This window comes from Hoeflea sp. TYP-13 (genome assembly GCF_040932035.1).
Classification (GTDB): Bacteria; Pseudomonadota; Alphaproteobacteria; order Rhizobiales; family Rhizobiaceae; genus Hoeflea_A.
Window position 1 is genome coordinate 1,301,801 of sequence record NZ_JBFRBB010000002.1, and the last position, 18,506, is coordinate 1,320,306.

Here is an 18,506-nt window from a genome sequence, read left to right on the forward strand (position 1 = left end):
AACGCATCAGCGAACGATGGTCAATTGCTCCGCCGCGCGGGTGATCGCCGTATAAAGCCACCGCTCGCGCGTATCGCGGAACGCATAGCTCTCGTCGAAAAGAACGATATTGTCCCATTGCGAACCCTGTGCCTTGTGCACAGTCAGCGCATAGCCATAGTCGAAATCGTCATAGCGTTTCTTGGTCTGCCAGGGAATTTCCGCATCCGGCGCTTCGAAGGCCGCTTTCAGCAGCTTGATCTTGGCAGCGCCCCGGTTCATGTCGTCGTCTTCCGGCGTTACCAGCAGATTTATGCCCGGTTTGACCGTCTCGCGTGAAGCGGTCATGACCTGCCACAGCGACCCGTTCAAAAGCCCCTTGGCCGGGTCATTGCGCAGGCACACGAGCTTGTCGCCCGATTGCGGATACTTGGCATCGAATCCTTTCAGTTCCCGCAGGCGCTGATTGTAGCGCCGCCGCGTCCGGTTGATGCCGAGAAGCACCTGATCTGCCTCAAGCACCAGCTCCGTCGTCACGTCCGATTTGGTAATGACCCGCGCCGTTCCCCAGTCGCCATAGCCGATATCGATGCCCTCGCGTACGCGCATGGCAAGATCGATGATGGGATTGTCGCGGGCCTGCCGGTGGATATCGGTCAAAAGATAGTCCGGCTCGTGCTCGGTGAAAAAGCCGCCGCCCGATATCGGCGGCAACTGGCCGGGATCGCCCAGCACCAGGATCGGCGTGCCGAAACTCATCAGATCCCGCCCGAGTTCCTCATCGACCATCGAGCATTCATCGACGATGACCAGCGAAGCCTTTGCGATGGGACTTTGCCTGTTGATGGAAAACATCGGTGCGATCGAGGTTTTGCCGGTCTCCTCGTCTTCAACCGTTTCCTCGCCGCGCGGGCGGTAGATCAGCGAATGGATGGTTTTTGCGTTGCTCGCACCCTTGCTGCGCAGCACCTGGGCCGCCTTGCCGGTGAAAGCGGCAAACTGCACGTCGCCATCGACTTGCTCGGCAAAATGCCGGGCAAGGGTGGTCTTGCCGGTTCCGGCGTAGCCGAACAGGCGAAACAGCGGGCCCTGCCCCTGCTTCAGCCATTTTGAAACGGCCTTGAGCGCTTCGTCCTGTTGACTGGAAAACTGCATCGTCTCAACTGGCAGGATTCGCCCCTGCGGGGCAAGTGGGAATAAGAATCAGCCCATTGTTCAGGGCTCGCGATCATACCACACCATCTGCTGTGATACCGCCACAAGCTCTCCGCCGGGAGAATAGAAGCTGGTGTGCTGGTCGTAGAAGCCGCCGACGGAACGTTCGCAGCGCGCATCAGCCAGAATCAAATCGCTGCCGATTTCATTCAACTCCGATGAAGGCGCGTGAAAATAGACCGTCATTGTGATGGTCGATATGTTGGACGGGCGGCCCGTTGCCAGGAACAGCCGCGGAAAGGGACTGTCGCTGATGGCTGTGAGCGAGATGTGGTCGAGAGGCCGTTTGTCGGCATCGCGCACCCACACAAGCGAATGGGCATCCGGCGTTATTTCACCAATGGGTCCCTTTATCACTCTCGATTCGTAAAGATGTGCCCATTTGACCGGCAGAATATCCGTCTGGAACGGCTCAACGGAAGCCGCATCCGGCACCTCAGGCATATCCGTTTGCGAAAAGACAAGCGTTTCGCGATGCGGTGCGAGCGTAAGGGCGGCGCGCGCGCACGGCGTGCCGTCCGGCATTTGCAGTTCGACGCGCCAGAAAGCAGCCGTCCGTCCCGCGCGGTCACAGGCACGTTTGAGGATCAGTTCACCCTCTGCCGGCGCCTTCATATAATCGACCGTAAAGGCGACCGGCTCGAAACGCTTGTCTTCCAGATCGTGCAGCACGGTCTTGAGCATCAGCGCCGCTATCCAGCCGCCATAGGGGCCGATCAGGTTCCAGTATTTCTTGTCGGTATGGCTGGCAAAAACATTGTCGCCGCGGCTCTCGAGGCCAAGTGTTTCATCAAGCGTGAAAGTCATGTCTGTCCTTGAACGGAATGCAGGTAGCTGAAGGCGTTTGCGGCTTCAGACGGATTCAGGATCGTTTTGAAGAAGTATCGGTTTGCCGTGCGGCGTCGCATGCGCAGCCCTAGACCAGGCCGCCGTCAAAGCCTCAATCTGCTGTTTTTCGGCAACCTGTTTCTTGAGAAGCAGGTTTTCAAGCGCACGCAGCCAGCATTCATAATAGTCACTGCCGTCCGCGGCTGCCTCCGGGCGCTTCAGCTCGGCAGAAAGGGCAGCCGCCCATTCACCCCAGCTAAAAAGACCTTTTTCGTGAAGGCCGACAACCATGGCGAAAGCCTGCGCCTGCCAGGGCTCCGAAAAGGGAGAGGGATTTTCTATCTCCGAGGGCAAGGATTTCCTGCCGCCGGCATCATCAGGCGCGCTCAAGATAACTCTCCCAGGCATCGATGGAGACGGTCAAAGATGGATCGGCGCCCTCGCCCCAGATTTCGTGGCCGTCAAGAACAACGCGATAAAGATGTTGCGGGTTCTCGCCGCGGCCATGGGCATTGTCATCCGGAAACACAAAGGCACCCGCCGCTTCCTCAACGGTGCCGGTCTTGCCTTTTGCATATCCGGGTATTCGCGTATGGCCGGACGGGTTGATGTTTCGCACCAGAACCCGGTCACCGACGGCAAATTCTGCTTCTGACGATACTTCGCGGTCGCAGGGCCCGCCCTTTGCCAAAACGGCCGGCACATCGCCCGCCTGCAGTGGTTTTTTGTTGACCTGAGATGCTGCCTGCGCATGCCCGGTTTCAAGCTCTTTCAGCGTCATGCATCCATGGCGCAAAAGCAGCGTTTCAAGCGCCTTGATCCAGATTTCATAATAGCTCGACGAATAGTAGTCCGCCGGATGCAGACACTCGCGCGCATGCCGGCTTTCATCGATGTTCCACAGTCCAAGCGAACCCGAACAAAGCGTCACGCCAAGTGCCCGCTTTTCCCATTCGGCATGAAAATACGGCTCGTCCGCTTCGGGATCGATCGGGCCGAATCCCATCCGGCCACCGAGATCGTGAGGTCCGTTCACTGTGGCGCCTCCGCCAATCCCGTTCCAATCATAGAATCGCGGGTTACCAGCGCGGCGAGTTCATCCTCGCTCATATCTTCTGTACCCGCTGGGCGCATCGGAACAACCAGATACCGCAGTTCAGCCGTTGAATCCCAGACGCGAATATTGATGTCTTTAGAGAGCGTTACGCCAAATTCCTCAAGAACGCCGCGCGGATCCATCACCGCACGCGATCGGTATGGAGGCGACTTGTACCAGACCGGCGGCAGGCCGAGGACACTCCACGGATAACAGGAACACAGGGTGCATACGACCATGTTGTGTGTGTCCGGTGTATTGAACACGGCCCGCATGTGTTCGCCCTGCCGGCCGGTGAAACCGAGAGAGGCGATTGCTGCCGTTGCGTCCTTGCGCAGCCAGTCCGCAAAAACCTCGTCACACCAGGCTTTTGCAACAACCCGCGCACCGTTTTGCGGACCCACCTTGTTTTGGTAGGTGTCCACAATCACGTCGATGGCGGCCGGATCAATCAGCCCCTTTTCGTTCAATATAGTCTCCAGCGCGCGCACACGCGCTGTCATCGGGTCATAGTGATTGTCGTGATCATGGGAATTGGTCATGGTTGAACTTTACCGCAACTTACGTGCAAGTAAATCGCCAGCGGCAAAATTGATCGCGATTTTCCGCCATCAAGTACTTAATTCCAACCCCATTTCGCTCTAAAGCATCATTGGTATGAGTGTCGCAACCAACAGCAGCCCCATGGTTAGATTGAACCATTTCAGCCTTTGGGAATTGGACAAATATCTGCGCAAAACTGTGCCGAATCCTGCCCAGACCGATACGCTTGGAAAATTCACAAGAACAAAAGCCAAGGCGACCAGCAGAACCGAAAGTCCTGGCTCCGTTGGATCGGTAAAAAGAACCATAGCCGTCAGTGCCATCATCCACGCCTTTGGATTGACCCATTGAAAGGCTGCGGCCTGTAGCAGTGTTATCGGACGGGATACAGCCTCATCTTCGGCGAGGCTGCGGCTTCCGGAGATTTTCCAGGCGAGATAAATAAGGTAACTGCCACCGGCTATTTTCAGCGCAATGTGAAGTGCAGGCCAGGCCTGCAAGAGGGCGCCGAGACCGAAGCCGACCCCCAGAAGCAGAGAGGCGAATCCGGCCGCAATGCCGAACATATGTGGAATGGTCCGCACGAAACCGAAATTGGCACCTGAGGCCAGCAGCATGAAATTGTTCGGCCCCGGAGTGATCGAGGACACGAGCGCAAATGCCAGCAGTGCCAGAAACGTGTCGATTGCCATAGTCGCCTCCTAACAGGTCAGCAATGCTGACCTAAAACAGGAAACACAGCAAGCCTGCAAACGCATGGCTCCCATACGGCGGAAGCATGGTTTAGTCGGGTTCTGCAGCGCAAAAATGTTGGATTAAGCCGCTTCTTACATACCCTCGGGACCACGATTGAGGGCGGCAACACCGGTTCGGCAGACTTCGATCAGGCCGAGCGGTCTCATGATGGAAATGAACTGCTCGATCTTGGAGACCCGGCCGGTAATCTCAAAAATGAAATGCTCGGTGTTTGCGTCGATCACCTGGGCGCGGAAGGCATCAGCCAGGCGCAATGCTTCGACGCGGTGATCGCCCTGCCCTTTCACCTTGATCAGGGCAAGCTCCCTTTCAAGCGGTTTTTCGTGACCCTTTTCATGGGCGCGGACCGACAGGTCGACAACCCGGTGGACCGGCACGATCCGTTCAAGCTGGTGCTTGATCTGCTCCAGCACATGCGGCGTCCCGTTGGTGACGATGGTAATCCTTGAAAGGTGTGCTTCGTGCTCGGTTTCCGAAACGGTCAGGCTTTCGATGTTGTATCCGCGGCCGGAAAAAAGACCGATCACGCGGGCAAGGACACCCGGTTCGTTGTCCACCAGAACCGACAGGGTTCTGGTTTCAAGCTGTTCGGTTTCCTTGGCGATGAAGTAGGCCGAGCCTGTTGGTTTATGCTGAGCATTCATGAGGCGTTTTCCTCGATAGACTTGAGTTTCGGCTTCGAGCGCATGCGTGCGACGGCAACGCCCGACAAAATGATGGCAAGGGCGACAAACGCATTGAGCGAAAGTCGTTCGTCAAGAAAGATTGCGCCCCAAAGGACCCCGGCAACGGGAACCAGAAGATTGATCTGCCCGAAAAACGATGCGCCTTGACGGGCGATGATGCGGAACATGATCAGCGAAGCCACGGCTGATGGAAAAACACCGAGAATAATCAGGCTGATCCAAACAGTCACTGATGGATTTTGCGCTATCATCGGCTCGAACAGGAAAGCCGCCGGCGCAAGCATGACGAAGGACCAACCGATATTGACCGCGAACATCGGTTGCGGTTTCAGGTGCAGCAGACGCTTGGTTATCAGCGCATTGACGGCGTAGGAAACACCCGCCGCCATAACGGCCAGTTGCCGCCAGATATCATCATCGGTGCCGGCCACGATGTCCGGCCAGAACAACACGACAAGTCCTGCAATCCCCAGCAGCACGCCAATGATTTTTGCCACATTCATCTTCTCGTCATCGGTGAAGAAATGCGCGAGGATGATCGTGATCAGCGGCATCAGTCCCATGAGGATCGCGGCAAGGCCCGCGGTGATCTCCCCAAGGCCCCATGTGATCAGGCTGAAGGGCAGTGCCATCCCGAAAAATGCGGAAATGATGATGACCACATGATCGGTCCGGCTTGCCAGCAACCTCTGTCCCGTCCGCAGGGTCACAGCTGCCAAGATCACCATAGCGATACCCTGTCGAATAGCCGTCAGCGTGATTGGTGGAACCTCCGAAACAGCCACCCGCGACAGCATGAAGCTGCCGCCCCAGATCACCGCGAGCAGGCAAAGCATGCCGTAATCGGTCCATCCTGGATGATTATCGTCATGCATGGTTGGTTCCGCCAATCCCGTTCACTTGTCCGGCCAGATACTTAGACCAGCGCCTTGCCTTTTTTGTCGATGGCCGTTGCAACAGCTTCATCCGTTGCCTCGTCCGGCAGCAGCATTTCATTATGCGCCTTGCCGGATGGGATCATCGGGAAACAGTTGGCAAGATTTGCGACCCGGCAATCGAATATCACCGGCTTGTCGACCGAGATCATCTCGTTGATGGCATCGTCGAGTTCGCCCGGCTTGTCGGTGCGCAGGCCGACACAGCCATAGGCTTCCGCAAGCTTTACGAAGTCCGGCATTGCCTCTGTGTAGGAGTGAGACAGCCGGTTTCCATGCAGCAGCTGCTGCCACTGACGCACCATGCCCATATACTGATTGTTTAGGATAAAGATCTTGATCGGCGCGTCATGCTGGACGGCCGACGACATCTCCTGGATGGTCATCTGAACGGATGCATCGCCGGCAATGTCGATGACCAACGCGTCCGGATGGGCGATCTGCACGCCCAGCGCTGCCGGAAGGCCATAGCCCATGGTGCCAAGCCCGCCGGAAGTCATCCACCGGTTCGGCTCTTCAAAGCCGTAGAACTGTGCTGCCCACATCTGGTGCTGCCCGACCTCCGTCGTGATGTAGGTATCGCGGTCCTTGGTCAGCTCGTAGAGGCGCTGCATGGCATATTGTGGCATGATGACGTCTTTGTTCGGCGCATAGGCAAGCGAATTGCGTGCACGCCATTTGTCGATTTGCGCCCACCAGCCTTCAAGCGCCTTGCTTTCCGTTTTGGCCGACGAGGCACGCCAAAGGCGGACCATATCTTCCAGCACATGACCGGCGTCTCCGAGGATCGGAATGTCGACATGGACATTTTTGTTGATTGACGAAGGATCGATATCGATGTGGATTTTCTTCGAATTCGGTGAGAACGCGTCGAGACGTCCCGTGATGCGGTCGTCGAACCGTGCGCCAATGCAGACCATGACGTCACAATCATGCATTGTCATGTTGGCTTCGTAGGTTCCATGCATGCCCAGCATGCCAAGCCAGTTCTTTCCCGAGGCCGGATAGGCGCCGAGCCCCATCAGTGTGGAGGTGATCGGAAAATCGGTCAGTTGCACGAGTTCGCGAAGCAGATGGCTTGCCTCGGGGCCGGCATTCACGACCCCGCCGCCGGAATAGATGACCGGCTTCTTGGCCTCGCTCATCAACTTGACGGCGGCTCGGATGGATTCCAGATCGCCCTGAATTTTCGGCTGGTAGCTTTTGAGTTCCGTAACCGGAGACGGCGGGACATATTCGCCGGTCGCAAACTGAACGTCCTTCGGAATATCGACAACAACCGGCCCGGGCCGCCCGGTTTTTGCAATGCGGAACGCCTCGTGCAGGATACCCGGCAGGTCATCAATGTTGCGGACCAGCCAATTATGCTTTGTGCACGGGCGCGTAATGCCGACCGTGTCGCACTCCTGGAACGCGTCGGAGCCGATCAGGGGCGTCGGCACCTGGCCCGAGATGCACACCATCGGAATTGAATCCATCAGCGCATCCTGCAAGGCGGTGACGACATTGGTCGCGCCCGGACCGGATGTCACCAGCGCAACACCGACCTTTCCGGTGGAACGTGCATAGCCCTCAGCGGCGTGGCCGGCGCCCTGCTCATGTCTGACAAGCACGTGGACAATGTCTTCCTGTTGAAACAACTCGTCGTAAATCGGCAGGACGGCACCACCCGGATATCCGAAAACATCTTCAACGCCATTATCCTTCAGCGCCTGGATAACCATCTCAGCGCCCGTCATTTCTTTTTTACTGCCCGTCATTGTCCTGTCCCGTTTCGCCTTCTTTGGCGTTCCTTCAATACGGTTAAAACCCTCTTAAAGGCCCGATCCGCATCAGGCCATAAAAAAAGGCTCCTGTCGGAGCCTCGTTCAGCGCATGGGTGGCTGCCGCCGGATGGTTACACCATCCTGCCCATACGCTTAATCACCACAATTAGTCCATTCCTGATCATGCGCGGGACGTTAGCGGCAAAGCCCCGGCGCGTCAATGGCGCTTTTGACCTATTCCTTCGCCGTGCAAATACCGCCCATTTACCACTGGAACAGATCACCGTCACGACAACGGGTTGTTAACGCAAATTCGTTAAACTCGAAGCATCAGAGTATGACCTGCTTGAATTGTACTGATCAATCGCGGCACTTTGAAGCTCAACTGTATGAAACGGGGCAGCATGACAAATCTAACGACCAGCGAGGAAAGAAGGGACGTTTCCTATACGACCCGTGTCTTGGGCCACGTTGTTAAGTGCAATGGCGCACGAGCAACGATCGCCGCCCGCATCCTCATCGACGAAAATCCGATCGCCGGTGCACTCTCTGTCGGCCGGCTTATTTCAATCAGGGTTGGCGACAACCGGATTGTAGCGCTTGTCTACAGCGTCCACAGCCCGGAAGAATTCTGGAACGAGGATTCCGCCAACACAATGCACTTCGAGGTCGAACTTGTTGGCGAAATCCGTGAAGACGGGCTGGGGGCCAAGTTCAGCGCCGGTATTTCCGACTACCCGACACTTGGAGCGGTTGCGCACCAGATCCGCACTGAGGATCTTGATGCCATCTACGCCGTCAAGGGTACAAATCCAGTCACCGTTGGGCATTTGACGCAGAATTCGGAGATAGCTGCAAGTATCTCGGCGGACGCACTGCTCGACCGCCACTTTGCGATTGTCGGGACCACCGGCGTCGGTAAATCAACCGCCGTTTCGCTCGTGGTCAACCGTATCGTCGACGTCTGCCCGGACCTGCGGGTTCTGATCCTCGATCCGCATAATGAATTTGCATCGGCGTTCAAATCCCGTGCTCATCTGATCGAAACCGACACGCTCGATCTTCCATTCTGGCTGTTCCGACTGGAGGAGTTCACGGAAGTCATTTTCCGCGGCAGGCCCGCCGTTCCTGAAGAAGTTGATATGCTGCGGGACCTGATTGCGGAGGCAAAGCGGAGTTTCAAGGGCGCACCCGACGGCAAGACACTGGTCCGCAAGATGGACCGGTCTTCGATCACATCCGACACGCCAGTGCCCTATAGGGTTGCCGACCTGCTGGCGCTCATAGATGAGCGTATCGGTCAACTCGACGGCCGCGAGGAAAAACCGCACCTTCGCAATCTCAAGGTCAGGATCACATCGGTGATCAACGATCCGCGGTTCTACTTCATGTTTTCCTCGAACACGATCAATGACAACATATCCGAAGTTATCAGCGATATCTTCCGCATCCCCGGCGACGGCAAGCCGATCACGTCGTTCCAGCTTTCGGGAATTCCGTCGGAAGTTGTCAACGCCGTGGCTTCCGTGCTTTGCCGGATGGCATTCGAAATTGCGCTTGGCGGCAATGGCAAGATGCGCATTCTGGTGCTTTGTGAAGAAGCCCACCGGTATGTCCCCTCTGACCCAAGTCTTGGCTTCTTTCCGACACGTCAGGCTGTCGCCCGCATCGCCAAGGAGGGCCGTAAATACGGCGTGAGCCTGGGCGTGATTACCCAAAGGCCCGGCGAACTCGATGCGACGATCCTGTCCCAGTGTTCAACGGTTTTTGCCATGCGGCTGGCCAACGACCGTGACCAGGAAATCATTCGCTCGGCTATTTCCAACTCATCGAGTTCGACAATCAGCTTCCTGTCGTCGATCGGAAACGGTGAGGCAATTGCGTTTGGTGAGGCTGTGCCGGTCCCGATGCGCATGTGCTTCGAGCGCATTCCAGAGCATCTGCTTCCGAAAACGGAAACCCATAGGCTGAGTGGGCAGGACATGCGCACCAATAATGGTATTCCGGATATCGAGCACATCATCAAGAGCATGCGCCACACCGAAGCGCCGCTGGGCACATCCGGTATGCCTCCGAAGACAGCGTCACTGCAGCCGGATTTGGCCGACCTCACAGAGCTTGAAAAAGCAATCAGCGGCCCGGCGGCCATGCCTGAAGCTGCAACAGCACCACCGCCCGCACCGCGCCCTGCGCCTGCGCCTGAGCCTGCGCAAGCACCGGCCGCGGCGCCTGCCCCTGCGCCAGGAGAAAACACAGGCCTCGGATCGGTTCATTCCAATGATCTACGAGAGTCGCTACTCAAAAAGTCACCCCACAGGGAAGCCTTGCTGAAAAAGCCGGACTCAGAGTAATCCACGAATTGGAGCTGGATGCGGTTCGAGCCGCATCTAGCTTCTGAACTCCCAGTCATCGCCCAGTTGGTTTCTGAACCACGTCATCTGCCGCTTGGCGTATTGGCGCGTCGCAATGGCGGCACGCTCGATAACCTGCTCAACCGTCATTTCACCGGCAAGATAGGCGGCGATCTCCCGCACGCCGATGGCTTTCATGGCCGGAAGCTTCGGTGACAGGTTCTGTGCAAGCAGGTGCCCGACCTCCTCCACTGCGCCGGTTTCCATCATCATCTCGAACCGTTCCTTGATCCGCTCCCTCAATCGCATACGGTTCGGCATCAGGACGACCTTTCGCGCTTTGGCGACATCGACGAGGGCGTTTCCCGCCTCATTCTGAAATGCGCTGATCGACCTGCCTGATGCATCGAACACTTCCAGGGCCCGTACAATTCTCTGGCTGTCCCTGATTTTCAACCGGTCGGCCATGTCCGGATCTTTATTACGCAATTGCGCATGCAGTGCCTCGACACCCTCCTCTTCCAATGCCCGCCGCCAGTGCTGCCTTATTGCCGCGGGTATCGGTGGCATCTGCGAAAGACCACCTGTCAGTGCTCTGAAATAAAGACCCGTTCCACCAACGAAGATCGGCGTTCGGCCCCGCAGTTCCGGCCCACATAAAAGAGTCTCGGTGTCTCGGAACCAGTTGCCGACCGAATAGGCCCGCGCGGCTGGCACATGACCGTACAGAAAATGATCGATTGCCTGCATATCCTGAACGGATGGGCGCGCAGTCAGAACACGCAGCGCGTCGTAGACCTGCATGGAATCAGCATTGATCACGACGCCACCGGTTGCATCGGCCATTTCCATTGCCAATGAGGACTTGCCGCTCGCCGTCGGCCCGGCTATCAGGACTGCATTCATTGCATCTCCACAGTCAGGTTCTCCATGCCACTCGTTGCCACGCTTATAACCGATCCGTCAAACCCTGTCCTTTCACGTGCACTGGCCAGCCGTGCCGCAAAGAACGTGACCTCCGGGGAGCCGGTATGGCTGGCGCAGGATATTGCCTGCGATCTGGCGCTGAAGAATGGAATGACGCAGGACGATGCGCAAATGGCAATCACCGAAGCGCTGGACGGCGCACCGGTGGATGTTGTCATTCAGGAGGCGTCCGGCCGCAAAAAAGGTCTGCTGATAGCGGATATGGATTCAACCATGATCAGGCAGGAATGTGTCGACGAACTGGCGGCAGAGGCCGGCGTTTATGATCATGTGGCGGCTATCACCAAGCGGGCAATGAATGGCGAAATAGAATTCGAATCCGCAATGAGCGAGCGTGTGGCATTGCTCAAGGGTCTGGACCTGGCGGTTGTGGACCAGGTCCTTGAAAACCGCATAACGCTGACCCCAGGCGGCAAAGTGGCGCTTGCCACCATGAAAGCGAACGGAGCCTATACCGCTCTCGTCTCCGGCGGCTTTACTCTTTTTACCGGACCGATCTCGGAAGTCCTTGGATTTGATGAACACCGTGCCAACGTGCTTCAGCATCAGGACGGAAAACTCAACGGTGCTATCGTTGAGCCGGTTCTCGGACGTCAGTCGAAAGTCGATGCGCTGAACGAGTTGACCGCCAGACACGGCCTGACCGTCGATCAGGCGATGGCTGTCGGCGACGGTGCCAACGATCTGGGAATGCTTCACCTTGCAGGCAGCGGTGTCGCGCTCCATGCCAAGCCAATCGTTGCAGCCGAAGCAAAAATCCGCATCGATCACGGCGATCTGACCGCATTGTTGTATATCCAGGGCTACCAACAAACAGAGTTTGCCAGGGTCGAGGAATGATAGCGCAAACAGATCGGCTCATTGTCCGGAATTGGCGGGACAGCGACGAAGAGTTGTTTTACCACATCAATTCAGATGAAACGGTAATGGCGTTCTTTCCGATGCGGCGCGACCGCCAACAGTCGCGTGAGATGATGCAGAAAATAAGGGCTCGGATCGACGAGACCGGCTTTGGGTTCTTTGCCCTCGAAAGAAAAGCGGACGGAATACCCATCGGTTTCGCAGGCCTTGCCCGGACCGATTTGGAGCCACACCTATCGAAGGGAACAGTCGAAATCGGCTGGCGTCTGGCCGCCACAGAATGGCGCAAAGGTTATGCGACGGAAGCCGCTGAAGGCTTGCTCAAACTCGGTTTCGAACAGCGCGGCCTTGAAGAAATCGTTTCCTTTGCCGTCCACGACAACACGCGCTCAACGGCCGTGATGGAACGGATCGGAATGCAGCATGACCCGGCGCGGGATTTCGATCACCCGCACGTGCCCGATACATATCCGCATTTGCGGCGGCACGTGCTTTATTACATCACGGCAAAGCAATGGAAAAAGCGGCACGGCTGAACAGGCCCGCATGCCGCTCTTTTTCCTTGAATCGCGTTGTTCGTCAGCGCATCGGAACGGTGATGAAACGCAGCTCACCCGTTTTATTGGCGATCATGAGCAGAGCGTTGCGCCGCCCGTCATCCTTGAGCTTCTTGACCCGTTCCTTGACTTCCTCTGGCGTATTGACCACCTCCTGGGCGATCTCGACGATAACGTCACCGGCAACGATCCGCTTTTCGGCAGCCGCTGATTCCTCTTCGACCTTGACGATGACGACACCACTGACGTCCTCGGCAATTTCGTACTTTTCCCGCAGCGCAGCGTCGAGCCCGGCAATTTCCATGCCCAGCACGGTTGCTGTTTCAGGTTCGTCAACCTGCTGAGCCTGCGCGATAAGCTGCTCTCCGTCTTCAAGCCGCCCGAGTGTGACCGATATCGTCTCTTCCTTGCCCTTGCGGATGACGACCACTTCGACTTCCTTGCCGACGGGGCTTTCGGCGACAATCCGCGGCAGGTCACGCATATCTTCGACATCTTGTCCGTCGAATTTGATTATCACGTCGCCCGGCAGGACAGAGCCGTTGTCCACCGGTCCACCCTTGATGATACCGGCAACCAGTGCACCCTTGGCCTCCTCCATGTCGAGGCTTTCGGCAATTTCATCCGTAACCGGCTGAATGCGCACACCAAGCCAACCGCGCCGTGTTTCACCGAACTCGATCAGCTGTTCGACGACGGACTGGACAAGGTCAGAGGGCACAGCAAAGCCAATGCCGATGGAGCCGCCCGTCGGAGAGATGATCGCCGTATTCACGCCAATCACCTCGCCTTCCTGGTTGAACAGCGGACCACCGGAGTTGCCCCGGTTGATGGCCGCATCGGTCTGGATGAAATTGTCGTATGGACCGGAATTGATGTCGCGCCCGCGGGCCGACACGATGCCGGTCGTAACCGTACCGCCAAGGCCGAACGGGTTGCCGATCGCCATCACCCAGTCACCGATGCGCAGCGAATTGGAATTGCCGAACGACACCGCCGACAGCGGCTCTTCTGGCTTTACCCTCAAGACGGCGATATCGGTTTTCGGGTCTGCACCCACCACTTCGGCCGAAAGTTTCGAACCGTCGGCAAAGATAGCCTCGATATCATCGGCTTCCGCGATCACGTGGTTGTTGGTGACGATGATACCTTCCTTGTCGATAACAAAGCCGGATCCAAGCGAATTGACGCGACGCGAGCGCGGCTGTTGTTCGCCATCACGTTCACCGAAAAACTCATCGAAAAAATCCTGGAAAGGCGAACCTTCGGGAATTCTCGGGCGCGGCGTGCGGCGATTGTTGCTGACCCGTTGCGACGTCGAGATATTGACCACGGAATTGAGCAACTGTTCAGCGAGATCAGCAACCGATTCCGGCCCCTGGGCAGCCTGCGCTGTCTGAACACCTCCAACACCGAACTGAACGGTTGCAACTCCCAATGCCGTTACGACGGCAATGGCGCGAAACGGCTTGAGGATTGTGTTCAATGCCATGTCGTTCTCTCTCCCGATTTAATTTCCTGCGGTACTTTGTTCCGCATAGATATGTTCAATTTCAGCCCCGTCCACTCAAATTTGAGCAAAATTAACGTGATGGCCGGTCAGCCTCGAATCATCCAGACAAAAAATACGCCCAGGCACACGGCGCCCAATCCAAAAGTCCGCATCTGCCGGTCCGAAATCAGTGGAAGCTCCTCGGCCATCTTGCGGACGAACGAAGGGGCCAGCGCGTACACCAGCCCCTCGATCACAAAAAACAAACCGATGGCCACAAGAAAATCACTCATGGCGCTTCAGGCTCACTGCGGATTGACAGCCGACGTTCCTCCCGGAACGGTACCGGCGGCATCCTGGAAGAACCGGAAAAATTCCGAATTCGGTGTGATGACCATTGTCGTATCCGAATCGGTCAGCGACTGCCTGTATGCTTCCATTGACCGGTAGAAGTCGAAAAACGATTCGTCCTTTGAAAAGGCATCGGCAAAGATACGGTTGCGCTCGGCATCACCTTCACCTTTGGTGATTTCCGAATCGCGTCGTGCTTTCGATTCCAGCTCAATAACCTGCCTGTCGGCGATAGCCCGGATCCGCTGGCCCGCTTCACGTCCGCGCGCGCGGATCAGCTCGGCTTCAGCCAGACGCTCTGCTTTCATTCGGTCGTAGGTCTGCTGCGAGACTTCCTTCGTCAGGTCGGTTCTGCGAATGCGGACATCCTCGATGGTAAGGCCAAGCGACTCGGCGTCAGGGCGAAGCTGGTCGCGAACCTCCGCCATCATGGCATTACGCGCATCGGAGAGCGCCGCTTCAAAGCCGCGCAGACCGTAGACCCGCCGCAAGGCTGAATCGAGACGTGTTCTCAGCCGCTGTTCTGCTGCCACGACATCGCCCGAAACGGTTTCCCTGAAGCGCTCGGCATCGGTGATCTTGTAGACGACGAATGCGTCCACTTCGTAGAACTTGCCGCCCGATACCTGAACGCGGATATCATCCAGGTCAAAACGGATGGCACGTTTTTGAACCATCTGCACATTGTCAGCCTCGATAAAGCTGAACGGCAGCTTGAAATATAGACCCGGTTCGGTTTTGACCGACCTGATCTCACCAAATCTCAGCACAATAGCCTGTTGGCCGGCGTGAACAACGAAGAACGATGAATAGGCAAGGCCCAAAATAACAACGGCCGCAATGACGATGGCAGGGAGACGATTACCCATTAGTTCGATCCTCCCTGAGTGGCTGTCTTGTTGAGTTCGGTCAGCGGCAGATAGGGTACGACCCCCGACCCCTGGTTCTGCTCAATGATAAATTTGTTGGATGACTTGAAGACGTCTTCCATCGTTTCGAGGAACAGCCGCTTGCGCGTCACGTCAGGCGCCTTGGAATATTCGTCATAGATGGAGATGAAGCGCTGTGCTTCACCCTCGGCTTCGTTCACAACCCGATCCTTGTAGGCTGCCGCCTCTTCGCGGATCTTAGCCGCCTCACCACGGGCCTGACCGAGCTTCTGGTTGGAATACTGGTTGGCTTCTTCGACAAAGCGGTCTTCGTCCTGCTCGGCACGCTGCACTTCATCGAAGGCGTCGGCAACTTCACGCGGCGGAGCGGCATCCTCGATCGAAACCGTGTTCACCGATATACCGGCTCCGTAATTATCCATAGTGGTCTGGATGGTTGTCTTCACACTGTCCGCGATTGCCTGACGATTATCGCGGAAGATGTCCTGGGCGGGACGCCGGCCGACAACTTCACGCATGGCGCTCTCGGCAACCTGGCGAAGCGTGTCTTCCGGCTGCTCGACGTTGAAGAGATAATTCTGCGGATTGGTGATCGAATAGAGAAGCGAGAACTGAACATCGACGATGTTCTGATCGCCCGAGAGCATCAGGCCCTGGGTAGCGCCCCTGGCCGAGCTTCCGCCGATATTGATCTGCCGTTCGACGATACTGACCATCTCGACCTTTTCGACCGGCCACCACAGAAAATGTAGACCCGGCTGAGAAACTTCATTCTTCGGCTTACCAAAGAGAAGCACGACGCCGCGTTGGTCTGGCTGAACCGTATAAATCGCCTGAAACAGCCAGAGCAGGAACAGGCCGATGAGAATGACTGCGATGAAGATCGGACTGCCGCCACCGCCGCCCGGAAGCGCGTTCTTCAGCTGGTCCTGGCTCCGGCGGATTATTTCTTCCAGATCAGGTGGAGTTCCACCGCCGCCTGTACGGCGCGGTCCACGCGGTCCCTGCCCCCAGGGACCCTGGTTGTTTCCGCCACTACCATTTTGGTTGCTCCAGGGCATAGATTCCTCATCGGTTCGTCAGCTCAATTGGTTGAAAAATCGGGGATGCTCCCGGATTAACTAAGCTGATCCTTGCTGTTTCCTCATTCCGGTGCATCGATATGCACGCGACAGGTGAAGGTCAAGGCATATTCCTGCGCGGGCAAATTGGCATAATTGGGGTTATAGGTATACCCGGACCCGCTTTCAACGCGGCGCGGAGCATTAGCTTGGTTAATTACCGTACTTTGCGCCGATATACCGCATATCGGCTTGCGGCAGTGTCTTTTTCTCCTGCCGGCACCAGCTCTTCCGATTCTTTTTCCCAAATACGCTCGTCGATTTCCGGAAAGACCGTATCGCCGTCCGGCTCACAATCCACATGGGTTACATGCAAGCAATCGGCCAGCGGCAACATCTGCCGGTATATCTCGCCGCCGCCGAGGATGCATATCTCCCGCAGCCCGTCCGCTATGGCGCAGGTCCGTGCAAAAGTTACCGCGTCGTCGAGCGTGGCGAATGTTTCTATACCGTTCGCTGAAAAAGCGGCATCGCGCGTAACAACGATGTTTTTGCGGCCAGGCAACGGTCTGCCGATCGACTGGAAAGTCTTGCGGCCCATGACCACCGGCTTGCCCAAAGTGATCGCCTTGAAACGCTTCAGATCCGTCGATAAATGCCACGGCATGTCGCCATCCCGGCCGATAATGCCGTTTCGTGCCATGGCGACGACGATCGTTATCGTTGTTGCTTGCGCGTTTTCCGGCTCATTCATACCGAGACCTTCGCAGCTATATGCGGATGGGGGTCGTATCCCTCGAGCGAAAAATCCTCATAGGAGAAGGAATAAATGTCCCTGACGTCGGGATTTATGCGCATGACCGGCAGCGGCCTTGTGTCGCGGGTCAGTTGCAGTTCGGCCTTCTCGATATGGTCCGAGTAAAGATGCGCATCGCCGAGCGTCAGCACGAAATCACCCGGTTCAAGACCCGCCACCTGTGCGATCATCATGGTCAGCAGCGCATAGGATGCGATATTGAACGGGACACCGAGGAAGATATCCGCTGAACGCTGATAAAGCTGACAGGACAACCGACCCTCAGCCACATAGAACTGAAACAGGCAGTGGCAGGGCGGCAATGCCATCTCGTCAATCAATGCCGGGTTCCAGGCCGAAACGACCAGCCGCCGGGACGTTGGATTTGTTTTTATCGCCTCGACCACCTCGGTAATCTGGTCGATGGTCCTGCCGTCAGGCCCTGGCCACGAGCGCCACTGATAACCGTAAACCGGCCCGAGTTCGCCTTGCGCGTCTGCCCATTCGTCCCAGATAGAAACGCCATTCTCCTTCAGCCAGGCAATATTGGTTTCACCTCTGAGGAACCACAGCAACTCGATGATAATGGAGCGCAGGTGCAGTTTCTTGGTGGTCAGCACGGGAAACCCTTCGGCAAGATCGAACCGCATCTGATGACCGAATACCGAGCGCGTGCCGGTGCCGGTGCGGTCGCCGCGGTCGACGCCGGTCTCAAGCACGCGCCTTAAAAGTTGGTGATACTGCTGCATTGGCTGTTCTCCGACCGATTCGCACCGAAACATTCTAAAGCCAGATGTGATGAAATGGGCAAAAGATATTCGGCTTGCCCGGCACCGGCCGTCCACTGGGAATGATTAACGCCGCTGCAGCACCTGTTACGAAAAAGACACCAAAATCAACTCGGTATTGGCCCGGGTGTTCACAAACTCTTTTCAACCCCTTCTCAAAGCCTTATATCAAGGGTGCTGCTTCGGCAGCTATGGCGATAAACGGAAGATGCAATAAACCCATCGGACCCGGGGGCAGTACCCGGCGCCTCCACCAAAACCGGCTGGATTGCCAAATGCTTGGAAAGAGCCGGTTTTGATGGGGGCGACACAGGATCGACGAGGGCGTAAAGATCAACTTTTTGCTCGGCATGGTTCCGCCGTTATCGGGCCGTTTCAATAGTTGCAAACGACAACTATGCGGAAGCACGTCTCGCTGCTTAATGCAGTGCGACAGCTTCAATTAAACTCCTGACCGGTCGCACGGTCAGGCGGGGTTCGGAGGCACCTGGCAACAGAAGCCTCCACTTTCCGTTTTATGAAGGATAATTTCATCCGGAATATTGAGGGACAATACGAGGATGTGTAT

Annotated in this window: 19 protein-coding genes and 1 other RNA gene; 4 read left to right on the top strand and 16 right to left on the bottom strand. The window is 56.7% G+C overall.

What is annotated here, in order from left to right:
• Window positions 1-6: 6 nt before the first annotated feature.
• From ABVT35_RS16205 to ABVT35_RS16245, 9 genes are all read right to left on the bottom strand, one after another.
• A complete protein-coding gene (locus ABVT35_RS16205; RefSeq protein ID WP_368467622.1) occupies window positions 7-1,134 on the bottom strand; it encodes an ATP-dependent RecD-like DNA helicase in 1,128 nt (375 codons plus the stop codon).
• A 60-nt stretch (window positions 1,135-1,194) separates the two neighbouring features.
• Window positions 1,195-2,001 carry an acyl-CoA thioesterase gene (locus ABVT35_RS16210; protein ID WP_368467623.1) on the bottom strand — a complete coding sequence of 269 codons (807 nt, stop codon included), beginning with the start codon at window positions 1,999-2,001 and terminating at the stop codon, window positions 1,195-1,197.
• A 45-nt stretch (window positions 2,002-2,046) separates the two neighbouring features.
• Window positions 2,047-2,412, bottom strand: coding sequence for a nitrile hydratase accessory protein (locus ABVT35_RS16215; RefSeq protein WP_368467624.1), 366 nt, complete (start codon window positions 2,410-2,412; stop codon window positions 2,047-2,049).
• A complete protein-coding gene (gene nthB / locus ABVT35_RS16220; RefSeq protein ID WP_368467625.1) occupies window positions 2,399-3,058 on the bottom strand; it encodes a nitrile hydratase subunit beta in 660 nt (219 codons plus the stop codon). The genes ABVT35_RS16215 and nthB overlap by 14 nt, the downstream gene beginning before the upstream one ends.
• Window positions 3,055-3,660 (bottom strand): nitrile hydratase subunit alpha, encoded by a 606-nt coding sequence (gene nthA / locus ABVT35_RS16225; protein WP_368467626.1) that lies wholly within the window; start codon window positions 3,658-3,660, stop codon window positions 3,055-3,057. Before nthA ends, nthB begins: the two co-directional genes overlap by 4 nt.
• Window positions 3,661-3,759: 99 nt before the next feature.
• Complete coding sequence (locus ABVT35_RS16230) at window positions 3,760-4,353, bottom strand: LysE family translocator (RefSeq protein WP_368467627.1); 594 nt, start codon at window positions 4,351-4,353, stop codon at window positions 3,760-3,762.
• A 135-nt stretch (window positions 4,354-4,488) separates the two neighbouring features.
• Window positions 4,489-5,061: an acetolactate synthase small subunit gene (ilvN, locus tag ABVT35_RS16235; protein ID WP_368467628.1), complete on the bottom strand. Its 573-nt coding sequence runs from the start codon at window positions 5,059-5,061 to the stop codon at window positions 4,489-4,491.
• Entirely contained in the window at window positions 5,058-5,978 is a 921-nt protein-coding gene (locus tag ABVT35_RS16240) for a DMT family transporter (protein WP_368467629.1), read from the bottom strand. Before ABVT35_RS16240 ends, ilvN begins: the two co-directional genes overlap by 4 nt.
• Before the next feature lie 41 nt (window positions 5,979-6,019).
• Window positions 6,020-7,798: an acetolactate synthase 3 large subunit gene (locus ABVT35_RS16245; protein WP_368467630.1), complete on the bottom strand. Its 1,779-nt coding sequence runs from the start codon at window positions 7,796-7,798 to the stop codon at window positions 6,020-6,022.
• 410 nt (window positions 7,799-8,208) lie between these two features.
• On the opposite strand from ABVT35_RS16245, the gene ABVT35_RS16250 reads away from it, so the two are divergent.
• On the top strand, window positions 8,209-10,155 hold the full coding sequence (locus ABVT35_RS16250) for an ATP-binding protein (protein ID WP_368467631.1): 1,947 nt from the start codon (window positions 8,209-8,211) through the stop codon (window positions 10,153-10,155).
• Between the two features lie 36 nt (window positions 10,156-10,191).
• On the opposite strand, the gene miaA is transcribed toward ABVT35_RS16250, so the two are convergent.
• Complete coding sequence (miaA, locus tag ABVT35_RS16255; protein WP_368467632.1) at window positions 10,192-11,061, bottom strand: tRNA (adenosine(37)-N6)-dimethylallyltransferase MiaA; 870 nt, start codon at window positions 11,059-11,061, stop codon at window positions 10,192-10,194.
• Between the two features lie 24 nt (window positions 11,062-11,085).
• Between miaA and serB the strand changes: the two genes are divergently transcribed.
• Both serB and ABVT35_RS16265 read left to right on the top strand, forming a co-directional pair.
• A complete protein-coding gene (gene serB, locus ABVT35_RS16260; RefSeq protein ID WP_368467633.1) occupies window positions 11,086-11,982 on the top strand; it encodes a phosphoserine phosphatase SerB in 897 nt (298 codons plus the stop codon).
• Window positions 11,979-12,539 (top strand): GNAT family N-acetyltransferase, encoded by a 561-nt coding sequence (locus tag ABVT35_RS16265; RefSeq protein WP_368467634.1) that lies wholly within the window; start codon window positions 11,979-11,981, stop codon window positions 12,537-12,539. The genes serB and ABVT35_RS16265 overlap by 4 nt, the downstream gene beginning before the upstream one ends.
• Before the next feature lie 43 nt (window positions 12,540-12,582).
• On the opposite strand, the gene ABVT35_RS16270 is transcribed toward ABVT35_RS16265, so the two are convergent.
• The 6 genes from ABVT35_RS16270 to ABVT35_RS16295 form a co-directional block, all read right to left on the bottom strand.
• On the bottom strand, window positions 12,583-14,052 hold the full coding sequence (locus ABVT35_RS16270) for a DegQ family serine endoprotease (protein WP_368467635.1): 1,470 nt from the start codon (window positions 14,050-14,052) through the stop codon (window positions 12,583-12,585).
• A gap of 107 nt (window positions 14,053-14,159) precedes the next feature.
• Window positions 14,160-14,345 (bottom strand): DUF2065 domain-containing protein, encoded by a 186-nt coding sequence (locus ABVT35_RS16275; protein WP_368467636.1) that lies wholly within the window; start codon window positions 14,343-14,345, stop codon window positions 14,160-14,162.
• 12 nt (window positions 14,346-14,357) lie between these two features.
• Window positions 14,358-15,272, bottom strand: coding sequence for a protease modulator HflC (hflC, locus tag ABVT35_RS16280; RefSeq protein ID WP_368467637.1), 915 nt, complete (start codon window positions 15,270-15,272; stop codon window positions 14,358-14,360).
• Window positions 15,272-16,354 carry an FtsH protease activity modulator HflK gene (hflK, locus tag ABVT35_RS16285; protein ID WP_368467638.1) on the bottom strand — a complete coding sequence of 361 codons (1,083 nt, stop codon included), beginning with the start codon at window positions 16,352-16,354 and terminating at the stop codon, window positions 15,272-15,274. The genes hflC and hflK overlap by 1 nt, the downstream gene beginning before the upstream one ends.
• A gap of 217 nt (window positions 16,355-16,571) precedes the next feature.
• Complete coding sequence (locus ABVT35_RS16290) at window positions 16,572-17,108, bottom strand: dihydrofolate reductase (protein WP_368467639.1); 537 nt, start codon at window positions 17,106-17,108, stop codon at window positions 16,572-16,574.
• The gene (locus ABVT35_RS16295) at window positions 17,105-17,899 is read right to left on the bottom strand and encodes a thymidylate synthase (RefSeq protein WP_368467640.1); all 795 of its coding nucleotides are present in this window, start codon (window positions 17,897-17,899) and stop codon (window positions 17,105-17,107) included. Before ABVT35_RS16295 ends, ABVT35_RS16290 begins: the two co-directional genes overlap by 4 nt.
• A 176-nt stretch (window positions 17,900-18,075) precedes the next feature.
• On the opposite strand from ABVT35_RS16295, the gene ssrA reads away from it, so the two are divergent.
• Window positions 18,076-18,446: a transfer-messenger RNA gene (ssrA, locus tag ABVT35_RS16300) on the top strand.
• The last annotated feature ends 60 nt before the right edge of the window (window positions 18,447-18,506 follow it).

What these genes read in the sequence shown, in the direction of transcription:
- ABVT35_RS16205 (WP_368467622.1), bottom strand. Translation starts at nt 1,134, where the DNA reads ATGCAGTTTTCCAGTCAACAGGACGAAGCGCTCAAGGCCGTTTCAAAA.
- ABVT35_RS16210 (WP_368467623.1), bottom strand. Translation starts at nt 2,001, where the DNA reads ATGACTTTCACGCTTGATGAAACACTTGGCCTCGAGAGCCGCGGCGAC.
- nthA (WP_368467626.1), bottom strand. Translation starts at nt 3,660, where the DNA reads ATGACCAATTCCCATGATCACGACAATCACTATGACCCGATGACAGCG.
- ABVT35_RS16230 (WP_368467627.1), bottom strand. Translation starts at nt 4,353, where the DNA reads ATGGCAATCGACACGTTTCTGGCACTGCTGGCATTTGCGCTCGTGTCC.
- ilvN (WP_368467628.1), bottom strand. Translation starts at nt 5,061, where the DNA reads ATGAATGCTCAGCATAAACCAACAGGCTCGGCCTACTTCATCGCCAAG.
- ABVT35_RS16240 (WP_368467629.1), bottom strand. Translation starts at nt 5,978, where the DNA reads ATGCATGACGATAATCATCCAGGATGGACCGATTACGGCATGCTTTGC.
- ABVT35_RS16245 (WP_368467630.1), bottom strand. Translation starts at nt 7,798, where the DNA reads ATGACGGGCAGTAAAAAAGAAATGACGGGCGCTGAGATGGTTATCCAG.
- ABVT35_RS16250 (WP_368467631.1), top strand. Translation starts at nt 8,209, where the DNA reads ATGACAAATCTAACGACCAGCGAGGAAAGAAGGGACGTTTCCTATACG.
- miaA (WP_368467632.1), bottom strand. Translation starts at nt 11,061, where the DNA reads ATGAATGCAGTCCTGATAGCCGGGCCGACGGCGAGCGGCAAGTCCTCA.
- serB (WP_368467633.1), top strand. Translation starts at nt 11,086, where the DNA reads ATGCCACTCGTTGCCACGCTTATAACCGATCCGTCAAACCCTGTCCTT.
- ABVT35_RS16265 (WP_368467634.1), top strand. Translation starts at nt 11,979, where the DNA reads ATGATAGCGCAAACAGATCGGCTCATTGTCCGGAATTGGCGGGACAGC.
- ABVT35_RS16270 (WP_368467635.1), bottom strand. Translation starts at nt 14,052, where the DNA reads ATGGCATTGAACACAATCCTCAAGCCGTTTCGCGCCATTGCCGTCGTA.
- ABVT35_RS16275 (WP_368467636.1), bottom strand. Translation starts at nt 14,345, where the DNA reads ATGAGTGATTTTCTTGTGGCCATCGGTTTGTTTTTTGTGATCGAGGGG.
- hflC (WP_368467637.1), bottom strand. Translation starts at nt 15,272, where the DNA reads ATGGGTAATCGTCTCCCTGCCATCGTCATTGCGGCCGTTGTTATTTTG.
- hflK (WP_368467638.1), bottom strand. Translation starts at nt 16,354, where the DNA reads ATGCCCTGGAGCAACCAAAATGGTAGTGGCGGAAACAACCAGGGTCCC.
- ABVT35_RS16290 (WP_368467639.1), bottom strand. Translation starts at nt 17,108, where the DNA reads ATGAATGAGCCGGAAAACGCGCAAGCAACAACGATAACGATCGTCGTC.
- ABVT35_RS16295 (WP_368467640.1), bottom strand. Translation starts at nt 17,899, where the DNA reads ATGCAGCAGTATCACCAACTTTTAAGGCGCGTGCTTGAGACCGGCGTC.